This window comes from Burkholderia sp. R-40, assembly GCF_049942845.1.
Classification (GTDB): Bacteria; Pseudomonadota; Gammaproteobacteria; order Burkholderiales; family Burkholderiaceae; genus Burkholderia; species Burkholderia ambifaria.
On record NZ_CP187969.1, the window covers coordinates 1,069,983 to 1,091,172 of the forward strand.

3 protein-coding genes are annotated in these 21,190 nt (G+C 68.5%); all 3 read right to left on the minus strand.

The window, feature by feature from the left end; translation table 11 throughout:
* Positions 1–3 precede the first annotated feature (3 nt).
* From ACP26O_RS33390 to ACP26O_RS33400, 3 genes are read right to left on the minus strand one after another with little or no spacing between them, the layout of a single operon-like run.
* Positions 4–13,431 carry a non-ribosomal peptide synthetase/type I polyketide synthase gene (locus tag ACP26O_RS33390; RefSeq protein ID WP_175666244.1) on the minus strand — a complete coding sequence of 4,476 codons (13,428 nt, stop codon included), beginning with the start codon at positions 13,429–13,431 and terminating at the stop codon, positions 4–6.
* A complete protein-coding gene (locus ACP26O_RS33395) occupies positions 13,428–16,751 on the minus strand; it encodes a type I polyketide synthase (RefSeq protein WP_175666243.1) in 3,324 nt (1,107 codons plus the stop codon). Before ACP26O_RS33395 ends, ACP26O_RS33390 begins: the two co-directional genes overlap by 4 nt.
* A complete protein-coding gene (locus tag ACP26O_RS33400; RefSeq protein ID WP_175666242.1) occupies positions 16,748–21,172 on the minus strand; it encodes a beta-ketoacyl synthase N-terminal-like domain-containing protein in 4,425 nt (1,474 codons plus the stop codon). The genes ACP26O_RS33395 and ACP26O_RS33400 overlap by 4 nt, the downstream gene beginning before the upstream one ends.
* Positions 21,173–21,190 lie beyond the last annotated feature (18 nt).

The window sequence follows — 21,190 nt, forward strand, 5'->3', positions numbered from 1 at the left end:
TCCTTAGAATGCACTGAGTTCGACGGTGGGCTGGCGGGCTTCGGCCTGCAGCACGGGTTGTCCCAAGGTCAGGTTCCGGATGCGAACGCCCGGATTGGCCAGCACTTCGCCGATGACGGACGTCAGCTCGTTGGCAAGGCCTTGCACCAGCGCCTCGCTGAACCGCCCGGCGTGATAGACGACGCGGATCGCGAGGCCCTCGGCGCGCGGCTCGGCCAGGAACCAGAAGTCCGTCGCGGCTTCCGTGTCCGCACCCTGCAGGTCGTGGTCCGGCAGCTCGGCGATGCGCACTTGTCCCGCGTAGCGATCGACGGCGCCTTGTCGCTGGTTCTGCAGCGTCAGCCCGATGTCGAAGAGCGGATTGCGTCCCGCGACGCGTTTGATGCGCAGTTCATCGAGCAGGCGATCCAGCGGATACAGCGGGTGCGAGAACGCTTCGAGCGTGGTGTCCCGCACCCGGGTCAGCAGCGTATCGAAACGATCGTCGCCGGCGACGCGATCGCGCAGCGCCAGCACGTTCAGATAGGGGCCGACCTGCGACTCGAGTTCGGGAAGCTCGCGGCCCGCGACCGGCGTGCCGACGACGATGTCCTCCTGGCCGGAGCGGCGGTAGAACAGCGCCTTGATCGCGGACAGCAGCGCGATGAACAAGGTCGCGCCGTGGCGTTTGCCGAGCGATTCCAGCGCCGTCGTCTCGGCGGCGGGCAGCTCGAACCGCCAGGTTTTCCAGCTTGGCGCGGCCGGCTGCTCGACGTCGCCCGGCAGTTCCAGCGCGCGCAGGCCGCCGCCCAGCCTGGTCAGCCAGTATTCCTTCATGCGTTCGCCGTCCGGCCCGGCGAGCAGGCGGTTCAGCCAGCCGGCGTAATCCTTGTACTGGATCGAGAGCGCGGGCAACGGATTGTCGCGACGCTGGACCAACGCGTCATAGATCGTCGACAGATCGTCGAGCAGCACCTCCGTCGACCAGCCGTCGCTCACGATGTGATGCATCGTGCAGATGCAGACGTGGCGGACTTCGGAGAGCCTGAGCAGCTTGACGCGGAACAGCGGCCCGGTGCCGAGATCCATCGGCGCGAGCCGTTCGCGCGCGGTGATCGACATGGCCTGGGCATCGCGGTCCTCGGCTTCCTGCAAATCGATGACATCGACCGGGAATGCGGCTTCGCCCGGAGGCAGCACCTGCTGGACCGGCTGATTGCCGGACAGCACGAAACGCGTGCGCAAGATTTCATGCCGTTCGCTCAATGCACGGAACGCCCGCACGAGCGCGTCCACGTCCAGCACCCCCTCGAACAGCAGGGACGTGGGCAGCGGCCCGCCGGCTTGCGCCCCATTCAGGCGATCCTGGACCCACAGCCGCGTCTGGGCGGGAGAGAGTGCGTAATGTTCCTGCGCCGGCAGCGGCGTCACCGGCGCGTAGTCGATCGGCTGCGTATCCGCGATGCGTTTCGCGAGGCTCGCAATGGTGGGGTGCGAGAACAGGCTGCGGATTTCCAGTTTCACCCGCAGGTCGCGGCGAATGCGCGCGGCGACCTTCGTCGCGGAAAGCGAATTGCCGCCCAGCTCAAAGAAATTGGCGGTGGTGCTGATCCGGGCCTGGCCGAGCACTTCCTGCCAGATCGCCGTCAACTGCGCTTCGAGCGCGTTGGCGGGCGCAACGTGGTCCAGGCCGTCGCCGGGTTCGGGCAGTCGGGCGCGATCGAGCTTGCCGTTGGGCAGTTGCGCGAACGCGGGCACGACGACGAATGCGGACGGCACCATGTAATCCGGCAGCCGTTGCCGCAGGTGCCCGCGTACCGCTGCGATCAGTTCGGCTTCGGCGTGCGACGAGCGCAGCCATGCGACGAGCCGCGCGCCATCGTCCGCACCGCGCAGTGCCACGACCGCGGCCTCGACCAGCGGATGCGATGCCAGCGCCGCCTCGATTTCACCGGGTTCGATGCGCAGGCCGCGCAGCTTGATCTGATGGTCGATGCGGCCAAGGAACTCGATGTTGCCGTCGGGCCGGTAGCGCGCGAGATCGCCGGTGCGGTAGAGGCGGGCATGCGGGTCGGCAGAGAACGGATCGGCGATGAACTTCTCGGCGCTCAGTTCGGGCTCACCGTGGTAGCCGCGCCCGACCGGCGTGCCGCCGATCAGCAGCTCGCCCGCCACGCCGACCGGCACCGGCTGCAGCTGCGCGTCCACGATATAGAGGCGCGTATTGGCGATGGGCCGGCCGATCGGCACGATGCGGTGCGGGTCGTCGCGCCGGCATTCCCAGGCGGTTACGTCGACGGCGGCCTCGGTGGGGCCGTAGAGGTTGAACAGCCTGACGTCCAGGCGTGCGAGGCAACGCTGCTGCAGGTCGTATGGCAGCGCCTCGCCGCTGCACACGACGCGGCGCAGCGACGTGCAGTGCACGTCGAGGTCCGGATGATCGAGAAAGGCACGCAGCATGGACGGCACGAAATGGACTGTGGTGATCCGTTCGCGCTCGATGAGTTCGACCAGGTAGTCGGGCTCGCGCTGGCCGCCGGGCCGGGCGAACACGAGGCGCGCGCCGGTGACGAGCGGCCAGAAGAATTCCCAGACCGACACGTCGAAGCTGAACGGGGTCTTCTGCAGCACGGCATCGTCGGCGCCGAGCGTGTACGCGTGTTGCATCCACAGGATGCGGTTGGTGATGGCGCGATGGGTGTTGAGCGCGCCCTTGGGCCTGCCGGTCGAACCGGAGGTGTAGATCATGTAGGCGAGGTTCTCGCCGCTCAGCGCGGGCGCGGGGTTGGACGCGGGCGCGGCATCGAGGTCGAGCGTGTCGCGATCGACGACGATCACGCGGGCGTCGGTATCGGGCAGCGCGTCAAGCAGATGCTGCTGGGTGAGGAGCCAGCGCAGCTGCGCGTGGTCGATCATGAAGCGCACGCGCTCGGCGGGGTATTCGGGGTCGACGGGGACGTAAGCGCCGCCGGCCTTGAGGATCGCGAGCAGCGCGACGATCATGTCGAGCGAGCGCTCCATCGCGACGCCGACGAGGGCATCGGGGGCGACGCCGAGCTCGATGAGGCGATGGGCGAGGCGATTGGCGCGCAGGTTGAGTTCGGCGTAGGTGAGCGCGACGTCGTCGTAGACGGCGGCGACGGCCTCGGGCGAGCGCTCGACCTGCTGTTCGAACAACCGGTGCAGCGGTTGCGCGGCGGCGTCACCGAAATCCGTCTCGGTCCGGTTCCACTCGACGGTCAGCAGGTTCCGCTCTGCATCGCTCGTCAGCGGCAGCCGCGCAACGGCGGCCGACGCATCGTCCGCGACACGCGTCAGCAAGGTCCGGTAGAACCCGAGGAAACGTTGCACCGTGCTCTCGTCGAACAGATCGCTGTTGTAGTCGCAGTCGATCAGCAGAGCCTGCCCCGCGTCGAGGACGTTGACGTTCAGATCGAACGCGGTATGGCGGATCAGCGGCGTGACCAGGCCGACCGTCAGGCCGGGCAGTTCGGGCAGCGCCGACACGGGTTCCAGATTGAAGACGACCGACACCAGCGGGGCGGCGTTGAGATCGCGCTGCGCGCCGATTTCGCGGACCAGTTCGGCGAACGGGAAATCCTGGTGCTCGAGCGCGTCGAGCAGGTTCTGGCGGGTGCCCGCCAGGAAGCCGGCCACGGTGGCCTGCTCCGGCAGCGTGGAGCGCAACGGCAGCAGATGCGTGCAGTAGCCGGCGAGGCGATCGCTGCCGGCCACGGAGCGGCCGGTCACCGGGATGCCGGTGACGATCTCCTGCTGGCCGGCGATGCGGTGCAGGAACAGATTGAAGCCCGCGAGCAGCATCATGTAGAGCGTGCAGCCGTTCTGACGGGCGGCGGTGCGCAGCGACGCGGCCTCTGCCGCGTCCAGATGCAGGGACACGCGCGCGCCGTGAAACGTCTTCACCGCGGGCCGCGGGTAATCCAGCGGAAGATTCAGCGGTTCGGTCTGGCGCGCGCATTGCGCCAGCCAGTACGCGCGATTCGCCTTCGTTTCCGGGCTGTGGCGCTGGCCGTCGAGCTGCTTCAGGTACTCGCGGAACTGCAGCGGCGCCGCGGCCGGTGCAGCCCCGGCATAAGCGCGGGCGAGATCCTCGAGCAGGATGCCGAACGTCGAGCCGTCACAGATGATGTGATGGGCCGTCATCACCAGCAGGTGACGCGTGCTGTCCAGGCGCACGATCGCGGCGCGAAAGAGCGGACCGTTCACGAGGTCGAACGGCTGGCGGCTTTCGTGGTCGCGCCACGCGTCCTGGTTCGTGTCGATCAGCGGAATCTGTAGCGTCAGCGACGGATGCACGATCTGGCCCGAGCCGTCCGGCGTCAGCGTGGTGCGCAGCGCTTCGTGCCGGTCGACGAGACCCTGCACGGCCGCGCGCATGGCGGCCTCGTCGAGCCGGCCATTCAGTTCGAGGGTGGTGTTGACGTTGTAGGCCAGCGATCCTTCGGGCTCGACTTCCGACAGGATCCACAGCTGGCGTTGCGCTTCGCTCAGCGCGGCCACCGTGCCGTACTTCGAGTGAGGCCGGATGAAACCGCCCCGGCGCAGGTCGGCGACGCTGTCCTTCACCGCCCGGATGAACCGGTCGATATCGGCTTCCGTATGCGCGGTGGACAGGAAGCAGGTGCGCCACTCCCAGATGTAGATGCCCTTTTCGAGCATGTGATAGAAGAACAGGTCGAGGTTCTCGGTGAATTCGAAGCGGAACATCGAGCCGAACCACGTGACCTTGATCGGCGCCTCGGCCTCCGCGAAAAACGCATTCAACGTTTCGGCGATTTGCGCGGTCCGTTCGTTGAGCGCCGCCTGCAGCGCCGGCCCCTCCTGTTCGATCTTCTCCAGCACGGCCAGCGCGGCCGCCATCGCGAGCGGATACTGGCAGAAGGTGCCGCCGAACGCCGTGCGGTCGGCGGCGGGGAACGAGTGGTCGCCGTAGGTCCACATGCCGCCGTCGATGGCGTCCATGAAGCGGCTGGAACCGGCGATGACGCCCAACGGCAGGCCGCCGCCGATGATCTTGCCGTATGTCGCGAGATCGGCCCGGACCCCGAACATGGCCTGCGAGCCGCCCGGATGGACGCGGAAGCCGGTGATCATTTCGTCGAAGATCAGCGCGATTCCGGCCTCCTCGGTGATGCGGCGCAGCTCCTTGAGGAACGCAACGGGCTGCAGGGACGGGTTGCGGCTCTGCACCGGCTCCACCATCACGGCGGCGAGGGTCGACGCCATCCCGCGAATGGCCTCGAGCGCGGCGTCGCTGCCGTAGTCGAGCAGGATCATGTTCTCGACCGAACCGAACGGCACGCCGGGGGCGATGGTTTCCGTCACGCCTTCCGCGTTCGCCGCGGCGAGCGTGCCGTCGGCATGGCCGTGATACGAATGCGTGAACATCACGATCTTGTCGCGCCCGGTCACGGCGCGCGCGAGCCGCATGGCGGTCATGACCGCCTCGGTGCCGGTGTTCGAGAAAGCCACGCGATCGAGACCGGTGACGCGCGCAAAGCGCGCGGCCACTTCGCCGACGAGGCTCGAGCGCGCGCCCAGTTCGAGCGGACGTTGCCACTCGCGGGTGACCTGATGCTGGATGAAGTCCGGCGTGTGGCCGAACAGATGCACGCCGAAGCCCATCGTGAAATCGATGTACTCGTTGCCGTCGATATCCCACAGCCGCGAACCGGCCGCGCGATCGCCGACGATCGGATACAGCATCTCCTTGGTCGAAAACCGGAAGCCGACCGTGGCGCGGCTGTCGGCCAGCACCGGGCGGGACGCCTGCACCGATTCCTTCGATTTCCGGGTGCGCGTCGTGTAACGCACGATCAGCGCTTCGAGATGCTCCTGCTGCACGGCGGACAAGCCACGCGCCCGCTGCTCGACCGGGCTGCCCCACGGCATCATCGGCTTGGCCGGCCGATTGTCGGCCGCGGCCGCGGCCACAGTTGCAGGCGCGGGCTTCGTTGCGGGCCCGGCGGCCGGGGCCGCGATCGCGGCCTTCGGTGTGACGTTGGCGACGCTCGCAGCGCTCGCGACGGCTTGCGCGGCGATCGTCGCCGGCCGGACGCCGGCCTGGCCGGTCAGCGACGTGCGCAGCAATTCCATCTGCTGGCCCATGACGCGGGACAGCAACTGATTCTGCTCCCGCAATACGCGCTCGACCGTGGAGCCGCCTTCGGCCGCCACCCATTCCGCCGGGGCGGCGGCGAGCGGCGCAAGCGCCGCTTCGGACGGCGCGACCGCCACCGCGGACAGCCCGGCTTCGGCCGTGGCCTCGGGCTCGGCCGGGGCGGCAGCCGCCGGCAGATTGTCCGCGACGTACTCGGCGAGCGCCTGCACCGTCGCCAGGTCTTCGAAGAAGCGGCGCATGACCAGCTTCACGCCGTACTGTTTCTCGATGTGCCGGATGGCCTCGATCAGCACGATCGAGTCGGCGCCCATCTCCAGGAACGGCAGGTCGATGTTGATGGTGGCGGGATCGGCCTGGATCAATTCGCCGATCTTGCCGCGAAGCCATTCGAGAACCTCGCCGCTACGGTTGTGCGTCGGCGTTGCAGCGATGGGTGATGCGCTTGTCTGAGTCATGGACATGTCCGCTTTCTGGAACCAGGTACGGCTGCGTTGGAAGGGATAGGACGGCAATGCGACGCGCGTGGGCGCGGGTGTTTCGGTGGGGGCCCAGTCGACATCGACGCCGCGCGCATAAAGGCTCGACAGCGTTTCGATCAGCGCTTGCTGCTCGACTTGCGGCCGCTGCAGCGCAAGGAACTGGATCCCGGCGTCCGGCGCACAGCACGCGCGGGCCAGGTTGACGAGCACCGGCTTGGGGCCGATTTCGACCAGCAGGTTGAACCCGGCTTCGGCGAGGCGCTCGACGCTGCTCGCGAACTGCACCGGCTCCCGGCAGTGACGGCGCCAGTATTCGTCGGTGGGCGCCTCGTCCATCACGGCGCCCGTGAGATTGGAATAGAACGGGATCGCCGGGCGCGTGGCGCGTACTGCTTTTGCCACGGCCTGGAAGCGGTCCAGCATCGGCTCGACCAGCGGCGAGTGGAACGCGTGCGACGTATTGAGCTGCACGGACCGGATGTCCAGCACCGCGAACGCTTCGACCAGCGTCGCGATGCGCTCGCGCTTGCCGGAGATCACGATGCTGGCCGGACCGTTGACGGCCGCCACCGCGACCTCGTGCGGCCACGCTTCGATCACGCGCTCGACCGTGGCGAGGTCGGTGAAGATGGCCGCCATCTCGCCGTCGCGGGGCAACGCCTGCATCAGCCGGCCGCGTTCGGCGATCAGCCGCAGGCCGTCTTCCGGCGAGAAGACGCCGGCCGCGCAAGCCGCTGCGTACTCGCCGACGCTGTGTCCCATCACGGCGTCGGGCACCACGCCGAACGACGCCAGCAACGTGGTGAGCGCGAACTGCAGCGAGAACAGCGCCGGCTGGCTGTAGCCGGTCTGGTGGATATCGTCGTTCTGGGCCGACAGCACCTCGAGCAACGGTTTGTCGAGCAGCGGATCGGCCACCGCACGGCAGCGGTCGATGGCGTCGCGGAACACCGGATAGGCGTCGTACAGACGGCGGCCCATGCCGGCGTATTGCGAGCCCTGACCGGTGAACAGGAACGCCATCTTCACCCGCGGGGGCTGCGCCGCGTCGGCCGGTTCCTTCGCCTGGAACGCGCGCAGCTTTTCGATGGCGTCCTCGAGCGACGTCACCGGCAGCGCCAGCCGATGCGCGAAATGCGAGCGGCCGGTCGATGCCGAAAAGGCCACGGCCGCGATATCGAGACCGGGTTCGGCTTCGAGCCGCCGCTGATAGCGCCGGCCAAGCTCGCGCAATGCCGCCGGCGTCTTGGCCGACAGGACCAGCGGATGCACCTTGTGCTTCGACGGCGTCGCCTGCCGCACCGGCGCGGGCGCTTCTTCCAGCACCAGGTGCGCATTGGTGCCGCTCGCGCCGAACGCGCTGACGCCGGCGCGCCGCGGCCGCTCGCCGCGCGGCCACGCGCTCGCCTCGGCGCAGACCTCGATCGGCAGCGCGTCCCACCGCACCAGCGGGCTCGGCTGGCGGAAATGCAGGTGGGCGGGAATGCGGTCGTGGTTCAGCGACAGCACGACCTTGATGACCCCCGCGATACCGGCGGCGGATTCCGTGTGGCCGATGTTGGTTTTCACCGAGCCGATGCGCAGCGGCCGGCCGTTGCCGCGGTCGGCGCCGAACACCGTCGCCAGCGCCTCGACCTCGACGGGATCGCCCAGCGGCGTGCCGGTGCCGTGCGCTTCCACGTAATCGATGGAGGCGGCGGGAAGCCCGCCCAGCGCCTGGCGGATGACGGCTTCCTGCGCGCGGCCGTTCGGCGCGGTAAAGCCGCTCGACGCACCGTCGTGGTTGACGGCCGAACCGCGGAGCACGGCCAGCACGCGGTCGCCCGCGGCGAGCGCATCGGACAGGCGCTTGAGCACCAGCGCGCCGCAGCCTTCGCTGCGCACGAAGCCGTCCGCCGCCGCGTCGAAGGTCTTGCAGCGGCCGTCCGGCGCCAGCGCCCGCGTGCGCGAGACGGCGATCGAGTTGTCCGGCGACAGGATCAGGTTGACGCCGCCCGCGATCGCGAGATCGCACTCGCCGCTGCGCAGATTCTGGCTGGCGGTATGGATCGCGGTGAGCGACGACGAGCACGCGGTGTCGATCGCCATGCTCGGCCCCTGCACACCGAGCCCGTAGGAGATGCGGCCGGCCGCCGTATTGAGCGGATTGCCGGTGAAGAAATAGCCGTCGATGCCGCTGCCGCCGCCGTTGCGAAGCTGCAGATTCGCGTAATCGTTGGTGGTGATGCCGACGAAGACGCCGGTCCGGCTGCCCTTGAGACTGTCGACGGGAATGCCGGCGTGCTCCAGCGCTTCGTGACTGACTTCGAGCAACAGGCGCTGCTGCGGGTCCATCGCGGCTGCTTCGCGCGGCGTGATCCGGAAAAACGCCGGATCGAACTGATCGACGTCTTCGAGAAAACCGCCGAAGCGGCAGACCATCCGGCCCGGCGCTTCCGGATCGGGATCGTAGTACGCGTCGACATCCCAGCGCTCGCGCGGCACTTCGGAAATCGCATCCACGCCGTCGTTCAGCAGCCGCCAGTAGGCGTCGAGATCGTGCGCGGCGCCCGGAAACCGGCAGCTCATGCCGACGATCGCGATCGGTTCCGGCGTGCCGGGCTCGCGCGGCGCAACGGCTGGCGCGGCCGGCTGCGACGGCACGGCCTGCGCCGGCGCCGCGCTCGCGTCCGGCGCCGTGGGGGACGACTGCTCCGCCAGGAAATCCGCGAGGGCATTGACCGTCGGATGATCGAACAACAGCGCGACCGACAACGGGATGCCAAGTACTTTCTCGAGCTGCGTGCGCACATCCAGCGCCATCAGCGAATCCATGCCCATCTCGAAGAAGCCGAGGTCGCGGTCCAGCGTCGCCGCGCCGAAGCCGAGCACCTGGGCCACCGCGCGATCGATGCTGTCCGCCAGCAGGCGCTTTCGCTCGCGGGGTGAGGCGTCGCTCAACGCGGGCATCGCCAGCGCGCTTGGCGCGGCTGCGGCCACCCGCACGCGGTCGAGGAACGGCTTGGGTCCGCGCGCCTCGTAGGAGCCCTGGAACAGCGCCAGGTCGATATCGACGACCGCGATCTGGGGCACGGCGGGGAGACGATCCAGCACGTCGAGCGCGCGATCCGCCGCCAGCGAGCGGATCCCGACACGCCGCAGCAGCGCTTCCGCCTCGGGGAACGTCATGCCGCCTTGCGCCCACGGCCCCCAGTTCACGCTCAGGGCCGGCAGGCCCAGGCCGCGGCGATGATGCGCGAGCGCGTCGAGGAATCGGTTCGCGGCACTGTAGTGCGCCTGGTCGCGCGAACCCCACGCGGACGCGATCGACGAAAACAGGATGAAGAAATCGAGCGGGAACGGTTCGCTGTGCTGATGAAGCAGCCAGGCGCCCGCGACCTTCGGTTGCAGGACAGCTTCCAGTTCCTCGCGCTCGACCTGCATCAGCGGCTTGTAGCCGACGATGCCGGCCGCGTGCACGATGCCCCGCAGCGGCACGCCGTCGCGCCGGAGCGCGGCGAAGAAATCGGCGACCGCCACCGGATCGGCGATATCGAGGCGCTCGCAACGCACGGATAGGTTCCGCTCGCGCAGCTCGGCGATCGCCTGCCGGCTCTCGTCGCTCCTGGGCCCTTGTCGGCCGACGAGGATCAGCGTGCGTGCGCCGTGTGCCGCCAGCCACCGGGCGGTGTGCAGCCCGAGCGCGCCGAACCCGCCGGTGATCAGGTAGGCCGCTTCCGGGTCGACCCGCAGCGCGGCCGTTTCGGCGGGCGCGAGTGGGCTCAGGCGCGCGACATGGCGCACGTCGTGCCGCAACGCCACCAGCTCTTCACGGCTTTCACCGAGGATTTCCTGAAGCAGCGCCTGCGTCTCGTCCTCCGGCGCGGCCGGATCGAGATCGATCGAGGTGCCGAACCATTCCGGATGCTCGATCATCGCGCCCCGCGCCAGCCCCGACAACGCAGCCTGTGCGAGCCCCGATACGCGGGGCGATTCGCCGGCTTCCACCGCGTCGCGCGTGACCACCCAGATCCTGGGGCGGGTCGACGACGCCCAATCGCGCTCGCTGCCGACCAACGCGTGCACGAGGTGCAGCAGGGCGGTGGCCATGCGCGACGCGCCGACGGCTTCGTCCAGCGCCCATAGAAACACGATGCGCTGGCCCGGGGCGGCAGTCTCGTTCAGCAAGCGGACGAAATGATCCGGCCGCTCGGGCGCGACTTGCCAGCCCGCTTCCGCGCCGCCGCCATGGTCGGGGCCGGGGCGCACCAGCGAGCAGGATGCGCCGCGCGCGCGCAGCAGGTCGGCGAACCGCTCGCCGACACCGCTTTCGTCCGCGAAAATCAGCCACGGCGACGCGTCGGCGGCGAATCGGGCCTCCGGCAACGCGGGTTGCGGCTCCCATGCGACGTGATAGAGCGGGTGGGCGTTCGGGGCAGCGGTTCCGGCGGGAGCGAACGCAGTCTGAAGCAGGTCCGGAAAGGCGTTCAGCACGTCCTCAGAGTACTTGCCCGACGTCTTGAGGTGCCGCAACGCTTCCGCGATGCTGCCGGCATCCATGCCGACGATGGGCGACGGCGTTTTCTCCAGACCGAAGCGCTGCCGCTCGAACGGGTAGTTCGGCAGGGTCGTGGCGGGCTGGGCCGGCACCGGGAACAATGCGTTCCAGTCGAACTGCGCGCCCTGCACATACAGCGCCGCGAGTGCGCGCTCCAGTGCATCGCCGGCGCATGGCGGCGGCAGCCAGCCGTCGGCAAGCCCCTCCGGCGCGGGCGGCGCTTCGGCCTGCGCGTTGGCCTGCGCTTCGGGTCGATTCGACAACTCGGCAAGCTGCAACCAGTACTGGGGATGCGTGACCTCGTCGGTCACGTCGGTGCCGAGGCAGCCGGAAACCAGGCGGACCGAGGGCCGTGCGAGGGGCATGTCCTGAAGCGCGGCGCGCAACGCGTCGGCATCCGACCGGGCTGCGACGACGCGCAGCGCGTCGGCCACGCTGATGACCCCCGCCACGCAGGCCGCGACATATTCTCCGACGCCGTGTCCCGACACGACGGACGGGCGGATGCCCCATGCGTTCCACAGTTCCGCCCACGCGAACTGGATCGCGAAGCGGCCCTCGTCGGTATCGAGTGCCGCCAGCGGCACCGAGCACCGCGCGAAGGCGTCGCGGAAAAGCGGTTCGGACGCGTGGAGTTCGCGTGCGACGCCGGTGTCCGGCGCACCGAACATGAAGCCGATGCGCAACGCCTTGCCCGTGCGTGCCGCTGCCGCCGACGGTTCCCTCACGCCCGACACATAGGCCGCGCGAAACGGATAATGGGCTCGCCCCGTGGCGGCGGCTCGGCAGATGGCGGCCAGTTCCCGCGGCGTCGCGCCGGCGATCGCGCGCTCGTAGCGTTGCGCGAGCGCCGTGAGCGCCGCTTCGGACCGGGCCGACAGCAGCAGCAGCGCGCGCTGCGCGGCGTGGGCCGGCGCGACGGGCGGTTCCTCGACGATCGCGTGCGCATTGGTGCCGCTGAATCCGAACGCGCTCACCCCGGCGATTCGCCTGCGTTCCCCGCGCCGCCACGCGACCGGGTCGGCCGCCACGCGAATGGGGATGTCCTGCCACGGCGTATGCGGATTGGGCTGCGTGAAATGCAGATGCGCCGGGATCCTGTCATGCTCGAACGCCAGCAACACCTTGATCAGGCCGGCGATGCCGGAGGCCGACTCCAGATGCCCGATATTGGTCTTGACCGAACCGATCACGAGCGGCTCGGCCGCGTCGCGCCCGGGGCCGTAGACGCCGGCCAGCGCCTCGACCTCGATCGGGTCGCCGAGGGACGTCCCCGTACCGTGGGCCTCGACATAGGAGACGTCGCCGGGCACGAGGCCGGCCTGATTCAGCGCGCGACGGATCACCCGTTCCTGCGAATCGCGGCTCGGCACGGTCAGCCCGCCGCCCGCACCGCCCTGATCGACCGCCGTGCCACGCACGATACCGAGCACGCGGTCGCCATCGGCGAGCGCGTCGGACAGGCGCTTGAGCACCACCATGCCGCAACCTTCGCCGCGCACATAGCCGTCTGCCGCCGCGTCGAAGGTCTTGCACCGGCCGTCCGGCGACAGCATGCGCGCTTGCGAGAAACTGACCATCACCTCGGGCGAGAGCATCAGGTTGACGCCGCCTGCAAGCGCCATGTTGCTTTCGCGCGAGCGCAGGCTTTCGCAGGCCAGGTGCAGACAGACCAGCGACGACGAGCAGGCGGTATCGATCGCCATGCTCGGGCCGGTGAGGCCCAGCACGAACGACAAGCGGCCCGCGGCCATGTTCAGCGCGCTGCCCGTGCCGGCGTAGCTGCTCGACGGCGTCGCCGCATTGGACACCTGGATCGCATGGTCGAAGCAGGTAATGCCGACATACACGCCCGTGGCGGACTGCCTGAAGCGTTCGGGCGGGAGATGGGCGTTTTCGAGCGCTTCCCAGGCCACTTCGAGCAGGAGCCTTTGCTGCGGGTCGAGGTAAGTGGCTTCGCGCGGCGCGATTCCGAAGAACGCCGCGTCGAATTCATCCACGCGTTCGAGAAACGCGCCGTGGCGGGTCGCCATCTTGCCGGGCGTGGACGGATCGGGGTCGTAATAGCGATCGATGTCCCAGCGTTCGCCCGGCACTTCGGCGACGGCATCGCGCGCGTGATCGAGCAATTGCCAGAACGCGGACGGCGTATCGCTCTGGCCGGGGAATCGGCAAGCCATGCCGATGACGGCGATCGGCTCGTTGCGGTCCGAACGCAGTGCCGCGATCTCCGCGCGCCGCAGGCGCAGTTCGTCGAGCGCGGCTTTCAGTGCATGCGTGGCCTTGGCGTTCATTGGGCGCCGATCTCCTGGGCGATCAGTTCGGAAAGGTCGTCCTCGTCGAGGTCGTCGGATGCTTCATCGACGACAGGCGCGGGGAGCGACGGCGACAGTTCGTTGAGAACGTACTGGGCGAGCGTTTGCAGGTTCGGATAGGAAAAGAACAGCGTCGCGCGAAACGGTCGTCCGAACACCTTGTTGAGGCGGTCGGTCAGTTCGAGCGCGACCAGCGAATCCAGACCGAGATCGAGCAGCGATTGCTCGGCATCAATGGCGTCGGGGCCGGACAGACGAAGGGTCTCGGCCAGCATCTTCGCGAGCGTGTCGGTGATGAGCTCGACCCGCTCGCGCGGCGCGCACGCATGCAGTTGGCGCAGCAATGCCGTCTCTTGCTGCGCAGGCTGCGCGGCCGGTTGCGCCAGCTCGGAAAACAGCGCCGACCCGGCGGCCGGCGCATCGACCCGGAACAGGGTCGGCCAGTCGATCCGCGCCACTCCGGACTGGGCGACGCCGGACGCCATCAGCCGTTCCAGCGCCGCGATGGCCAGTTCGGGCGACAGCGTGCCGACACCGAGCGCGGCCAGCTGTTCGTGCGCGCGCCGTCCATAGTCGGTCGCGGCGTGGCCGATCTCCGCCCACGGCCCCCAATTCACGCTGAGCGCCGGTTTTCCGTGCGCGCGCCGATGCTGCGCGAGGGCGTCGAGGAAGCTGTTCGCCGCCGCGTAGTTGCCCTGGCCCGGCATGGTGATCAGCGCGGCCATCGACGAGAACAGCACGAAATGATCGAGCGGCAGGTCGGCCGTCAGCTCGTGCAGATACCACGCGCCATCGGCCTTGCCGCTTCCGGCGCGATGGAAGGAATCGTCGTCCTGGCGCGTGAGCAGCGCATCGTCCAGCGCGCCGGCGAGGTGAAAGACCCCCTTGAGCGGCGGCATCGAATGCGCGATTTCACCGAGCGCTTGCGCGACGTCCTCTCGACGCGACAGGTCGGCGCGAATGAACCGCGCGTCGAGCGTGCTCAGGATTTTTTCGGCCGCGGGGGAGGGCGCGCCGCGCCCGAGCAGCACGACCTTGCCGGCGCCGTTGGCGGCAAGCCAGGACGCGAGCCGCAGGCCGAGCCCGCCGAGCCCGCCGGTCACCAGATAGGTCGCGTCGTGGTGGAATCGGATCGGACGGTGGCTGACGAATTCGCGATTGTCGCGGGCGATACGCGCGACGTAGCGCTGTCCGCCGCGAAACGCGATCATGTCTTCACGGCCGCCGGCCTGTACCGCCTGCACGATGTGCGCCGCCGACGGCTGCGCGGGATCGAGGTCGATGAGCCCGCCCCACAGCGCCGCATGCTCCACGGCGATCGCCCGCCCCAATCCCCACAGGGGCGCCTGCGCCGGGGCGGTCGATTCGCCGTCCAGCACGTTCATCGCGCCCGACGTCACCAGCCACAGACGTGGCTGCCGCGCCGCCGGTGCGCGTGACGCAAGCGCCCTGACCAGTTGCAGCACGCTCGCGCTGGCACGCCGTCTCGCCGCGATGTCGGCCGGCGCGAGATCGAGACTCCACAGGTGAACGATGCCCTTCAGCGGCCGGTCGGGCGCGGGCAGTTCCGGCGTCGCGTCGGCGAAGCGCAGCGTGCACGTATCGCCCGCGCTTTCCAGCAGGTCGGCCAGTTGCGCGCCGACGCCGCCGCGGTCCGCGAGAATCAGCCACTCGCCCTGCGCGGACGCGCCGGTTGCCGCGTCGACGCTCGACGGTCTCCACACGCGTTGATAGAGCAGCGCGGACAAGTCGTGCCGCTCGACGGTGGACGCGGAACGCACATGCTGCAACCGCAGCGCATCGATCTCGATCAGCAGTCGCCCGGCGAGGTCATGGACGCGGATATCGCCCTCCAGCGCGCCTTGCCCGATCGGCTTGCGCAGCGTGGCGTGACTCCATGCATCCGTTGACGACGGCGGCTGATGAACCCGTACCGCACCGATCGAACTGGGCAGGTACAGGTCGCCCGCCTCCAGCGCGGCCGGATCGATCGCGGCGGCGAGCACGCGGCTGCACGCGTCGAGAAAGGCGGGGTGCACCTGGTATTGCGACGATGCCAGCGAGTCGGCCGGCAGGCTGATTTTCCCGAGCGCCTCGCCGGCCGTGCGCCAGATCTGCTGGATCGCGTCGAACACGCCGTCGATCTGCACGCCGTGCTGCCGGACTTCGCCATTGAAGTCCGCGCCTGAAGTCGTTTCGATGCAGCGGGCCTGCACCGCGGCGGCATCGAATCTCGTCGGCGCGGCGGATTGCCTCGGGGCACACAGCTCCCGCAGCCGACGCAACTGCGGAAGATTGCCGAGGATCAGCTCGACCGGCGGACCGAAATCGAGCAGGCAGGCCACTTCGTCCACGCCGATCGACTCGAGATCGCGCACCAGTTCGACGCAGGTTTCCGGCGTGCCGATGAGGCCGCGCGATTGCGCGAAGCGTTCGTAGAGAAACTCGACGAACTCGTCCAGTTCGCGCGCGCCCATCGCGCGCACGTCCACCGACTGGCCGCGGCTCTGCGCCAGCCCGTTCAACAGCCCGATATTGCTGCGGATGTAGTTGCAGAACGGCGCACGCGCCTGCTCGCGCACCCGCGCCGCATCGTCGCCGACGAACGTGTGCAGCATCACGGACACGGTGCCGGCCGCCGGATCGAAGCCATGCGTTGCGCGCGCCGCGCGGTAGAGGGCGATCTTCTGCGCGAGCTGGTCCCGATCCTGGTCGAGCACGTGGGTCAGCAGGTTGGCGCCGACTTCACCGGCGCGCACGAAGGTCTGCGGATTGCTCGCGGCGGTCACCCAGACGGGCAGTTCCGGCTGCACCGGCGTCGGATAGATGCGCAACTGCACCGGTTTGCCGACGCCGTTGCGCGCATCCAGCGACCCGCCGCGCCACAGATGCTGGACGGCGCGCATCGTGGTCAGCATCTCATCGTGCCGGGTCGCATATTTGTCCGGGGCGAACACGAAGTCGTCCGGATTCCATCCGGACGCGAACGACACGCCCACGCGGCCGTTCGACAGGTTGTCCACCATGGACCACTCTTCCGCGATCCGGATCGGGTTGTGCAGCGCTGCGACCACGCTGCCCGCGACCAGCTTCACGCGCTGGGTGGCCGCGGCGAGTGCGGCGTGCAGGACAGCGGGATTCGGGTACAGCGAGCCGAATTCGGTGAAATGGCGCTCCGGCACCCAGACGCTGGAAAACCCGTTCGCATCGGCGAAACGGGCGCTTTCCATCACGAGCTGGTACTTGTTGCCGGACAACGCCTCTTCACTGCTGGCGAAGAACATCAGGCCGAATTTCATGCGTGGCTCCGATCCGATTCGTGAATTTCGGCACTCGCGCATATCTGCCATGACGCGGCGGCGCGGGTGTCCTCGATCCGGTGATAGACGGCAAACGAAAACGGTCCCCAGGACCGGCGGCTCAGCACGGTCTGCACGCTGTGCGATGCATGCGGATGCAGCGGCAACGGCGCATGCAGTGCGAGGTCCTTCAACGTGGTATGACTGACGGCGCCGATTTCCGACGTCGCCGCCAGCGCCATTTCCACATAGGCGGAATAGGGCAGCACGGGCGATCCGTTGACGCGATGACCGCCGAGAAAGGTGGTGGCCGGCGCGTCGAGACGCGACTGCCAGATCCACGTGGCCGGCGCATGTGCGTGCTGCTCCATCAGACGCCCGAGCAACGGATGCCGCGGCGCACGTGGACTGATCCAGAACGCGCGACGCTCGAACGGATAGGTGGGCAGCGCGAGCCGGCGGCGCGGGGCGTCCTGCTCCACGGCATCCCAGTCGATGGACGCGCCGCGTACGTAAAGCTCGGCGAGCGTGCGCAGGATCGTGTCCCACGCGGCCGTGTGCGCGCCGATTTCGATCACGATGCCGTGGCTTCCCGCCGCAGCGCCGTCCGGCGCCTGCGGCACGTCAGCAAACGCGGCCGCGGCGCGATGCCCGTCGCCCGTGCTGCTGACGGCGCCCGGCGTGATGCCGAAGGACATCCACAGTTGCGCGAGCGCGCGCTGGAATGCCGTGAACCCGGCTTCGGCGGAATCGACCGCGGGCGCGTCGGACACCGCCGATTGCCGCTGCATCAGCGCGCCGAAAGCGGGGCAGGCCGAACGCAATTGCCGCACCGCCTCGTCGCTGCCGCCTTCGTCGGCGCAAAAGTGGAACGTCACCGCCGGCGGCGCTTCGGCGGCCTCGCCGGCCGAAACGGCATCCAGTTGCGAACGCAACGTATCGAGACTCGATGCGACGATGGCCGCGCGCCGCGTGAAGTGGGTGCGCCCGGTATTTGCCGTGAACGCGACATCCCGCACGCGGATCCCGGGATGGGCGTCGAGATACGCCGCATAGGACGCCGCCAGTGCCTGCAACGCTTCGGGGGTGCGCGCGGAGAGCGTCACGACGCGCGCCGCGGGCGCCGCCGGGTCGGCTTCGATCTCGCCGGGCCGTGGCGCTTCGGACAGGATCATGTGCGCGTTGGTGCCGCCGAAGCCGAACGAGCTCACGCCGGCCATGCGCGGCCCGTGTTCCGAATGCCAGGGCGTGACCTGCTGCGGAATACGGAAGAGCGTGCCGTCGAGCGCGATTTCAGGATTGATCGATCGGAAATGGAGGTTCGGCGGAATGGCGCGATGGTGTAGCGCAAGGGCGGTCTTGATCAGGCTGGCGATGCCCGCCGCCGATTCCAGATGGCCGATGTTGGTCTTGACCGAACCGATCCAGCAGTGATCGTCCGGCCGACGGGATTCGCTCAGGACGGCCGCCAGCGCGTTCAATTCGATCGGATCTCCGAGCGGCGTTCCCGTACCGTGCGCTTCGACGAAGCCGATGTCCTGCGCGCGTACGCCGGCATCGTGCAGCGCACCGCGAATCACGGCCTGCTGGGCCGGGCCGTTCGGCGCGGTCAGGCCATTGCTGCGTCCATCCTGGTTCACCGCCGAACCGCGGATCACGGCGTACACGGTGTCGCCGTGCTCGAGCGCATCGTCGAGACGCTTGAGCAGCACCATACCCGCACCTTCGCCGCGTACATAGCCGTTGGCTGCCGCATCGAACGCCTTGCATCGGCCATCCGGCGAAAGCATGCCCGCTTGCGTGAAGGAGTCGCTCAATTGCGGTGCCAGAATCAGGTTGACCCCGCCGGCCAGCGCCGCATCGGCCTCGCCGCGCTGCAGCGTGCGGCACGCGTGGTGAACCGCGACGAGCGAGGACGAACACGCGGTATCGACCGCCCAGCTCGGGCCGCGCAAATCGAGCGTGTAGGAAATGCGGTTGGCGGCGACGCTGAGCGCATTGCCCGTCGCGACATAAGGGCCGACATCCGCGACTTCTTCCTGCGCGAGACGGATGTAGTCCGAATTGCTGATGCCCACGATGACCGCGGTGCGTCCGCCGGCGAGACGCAGGGGCGCGATCCCCGCATGCTCGAGCGTCTCCCACGCAACCTCGAGCAGCAGGCGCTGTTGCGGATCCATCGATTCGGCTTCGCGGGCGCTGATGCCGAAGAACGCCGCATCGAACAGATCGACCTGGTCCAGCAGTCCGGTGGGCGGAAGGTCGCCGGCACGCTTCTTCGACGCGCCGACCGCGTCCCGGCCCTCCAGCAGAAGCTGCCAGAATGCGTCGGGATGACCGGCGCCGGGGAAACGGCATCCCATGCCGACGATCGCGATATCCGCGCGTGCTGCGGCGGAACCGGGCGCGTGGTCCGGCACGGCATTCCCGATACCGCTCAAATGGCGCGCCAGCAGGGAAATACTCGGAAAATCGTAGACGACGGTAGGCGAGACCGGCAGCCCGAGCCAGTCCTGCAACTCGCCCGACAGCATGATGGCGTCCTTCGAATCGAGCCCGTAGATGCTGAACGGCGCGTCGGGGTCGATCTTGCCGGCATCGATTCCCGACAGACGCGAGACACGCTCGACGCACCATTGCACCAGCGCTTGCGTGTCGCGTAGCGCGGCCGTGGAGGGCGCGTACGCCGCGGAGAACGAACGCCGCCACTCGCCCGCGATCGCGAGCCCCTGTTCATCGAGGAACGCTTGCCTGATTCGGCGCCGCTGGATTTTTCCGCTGGACGTGCGCAGGATCGTGGCGGGCTTCAACAGGATCGCCGCATACAGATCGACGTCATGCGCTTCGGCGAGCGTGCGCCGGATCGCCGCGGCGACGGCTTCCGCGTCCAGCGTGTTGAGCGCTTCCCGGCGCACTTCGCATGCGATAACGACCCGCTCCACGTCATCGACGTTGATCGAGAAAGCCGCCGACGCGTTGGGCGCCAGCGCGGGGTGGCTGCCCTCGGCGGATTGCTCGAGATCCTGCGGGTAGTGATTGCGCCCGGCGACGATGATGAGGTCCTTGAGACGGCCGGTGACGAAGAGGTTCTCGCCATCGACGAAGCCGAGATCGCCCGTGCGCAGGTAATGCGCATCATCGCCATCGAGCTTCGCGCGAAACGTGTGCTCCGTTTCGTCGACGCGGTTCCAGTAACCGACGCCGACGCTCGGGCCCGTCACCCAGATTTCGCCGATCCGGTCGGGCGGGCAGCGCTCGCCGGTATCCGGATTCACGATCTGCAGGCGGTGCTCTGCCCAGGCCCGGCCGCATGACACCAGCGCGTGGCGCTTGCCGCCGTCGCTTCTCGTCGCCACGCCTTGTGCGAGGCCGTCGGCGTCGTAGTCGGCCACGAGCGGCAGCGAGCGTGCCGGCTGACCGGAGATGAACAAGGTCGCCTCGGCCATGCCGTAGACTGGGCGCATGGTGTGCGCGTGGAAGCCACATGCGGCGAAGGCACGCGAAAAACGCGCCACCGACTCCGCGCGCACCGGTTCCGCGCCGTTGAATGCAACGCGCCAACTGCTCAGATCCAGCTGCGCGCGGGCTTCATCGGAAATTTTGCGCGCGCATAGGTCGTACGCGAAATCCGGCGCGGCGCAATGCGTGCCGCGATACTTCGTGATTGCCTGCAGCCAGCGGATGGGTTTCTGCACGAACGCCGCGGGCGCCATCAGCACTGCCGGCACACCGAGATAGATCGGCAGCAGCACCTTCCCGAAGAAACCCATGTCGTGAAACACCGGGAGCCAACTGACGAACACCGTCGACGCATCGGCATCGCTCGCCTCGGCGATGACCGCCATATTGCTCAGGATGTTCGCGTGGCTGATCATCACGCCTTTTGGCGTACCGGTGGAGCCCGACGTGTATTGCAGAAGCGCCAGCGTCTGCGGCGTGATGTCCGGTGCGCGCCATTGGTCGGCCGGTGCGTCGAAGCCCTGGTCCGTCGCAAGGATCTTCAGTTCCAGCGTGTCGGAATAGCCATCCGCGCGATGCGCGATGCCGTCGAGCGTGGCTGCGTCGGTCAGCGCGACGACCGGGCTAGCGTCGGCGACGATGGCCTTCAGACGATCGGCGGGACGATGCCGGCGCGGAGGATAGGCCGGCACGCCGATCAGGCCGGCGTACAGGCATCCCGCCCATGCGCAGATGAATTCAAGGCCGGGCGGATAGACCAGCAGGACGCGATCGCCCGGTTGCGCCATGCCCTGCAGCCTGGCGGCGATGCCGCGCGCGCGTTTGTCCAGGTCGCCGAACGTGAGTCGAGCCCGCTCCGATTCGCCGTTCTCGAGAAAAATGAATGCCGTCTTCTCCGGTTCGACCTTGCCGCGAAATATGAAAATTTCTGTAACAGTCCTGAATTTTGTATCGGGAAGCATCTCGACCTTCGTTGTCTG

Bases quoted from the DNA above. Each gene is read 5' to 3' on its own strand.
- ACP26O_RS33390 (WP_175666244.1), bottom strand. From the start codon at position 13,431: ATGAACGCCAAGGCCACGCATGCACTGAAAGCCGCGCTCGACGAACTG.
- ACP26O_RS33395 (WP_175666243.1), bottom strand. From the start codon at position 16,751: ATGAAATTCGGCCTGATGTTCTTCGCCAGCAGTGAAGAGGCGTTGTCC.
- ACP26O_RS33400 (WP_175666242.1), bottom strand. From the start codon at position 21,172: ATGCTTCCCGATACAAAATTCAGGACTGTTACAGAAATTTTCATATTT.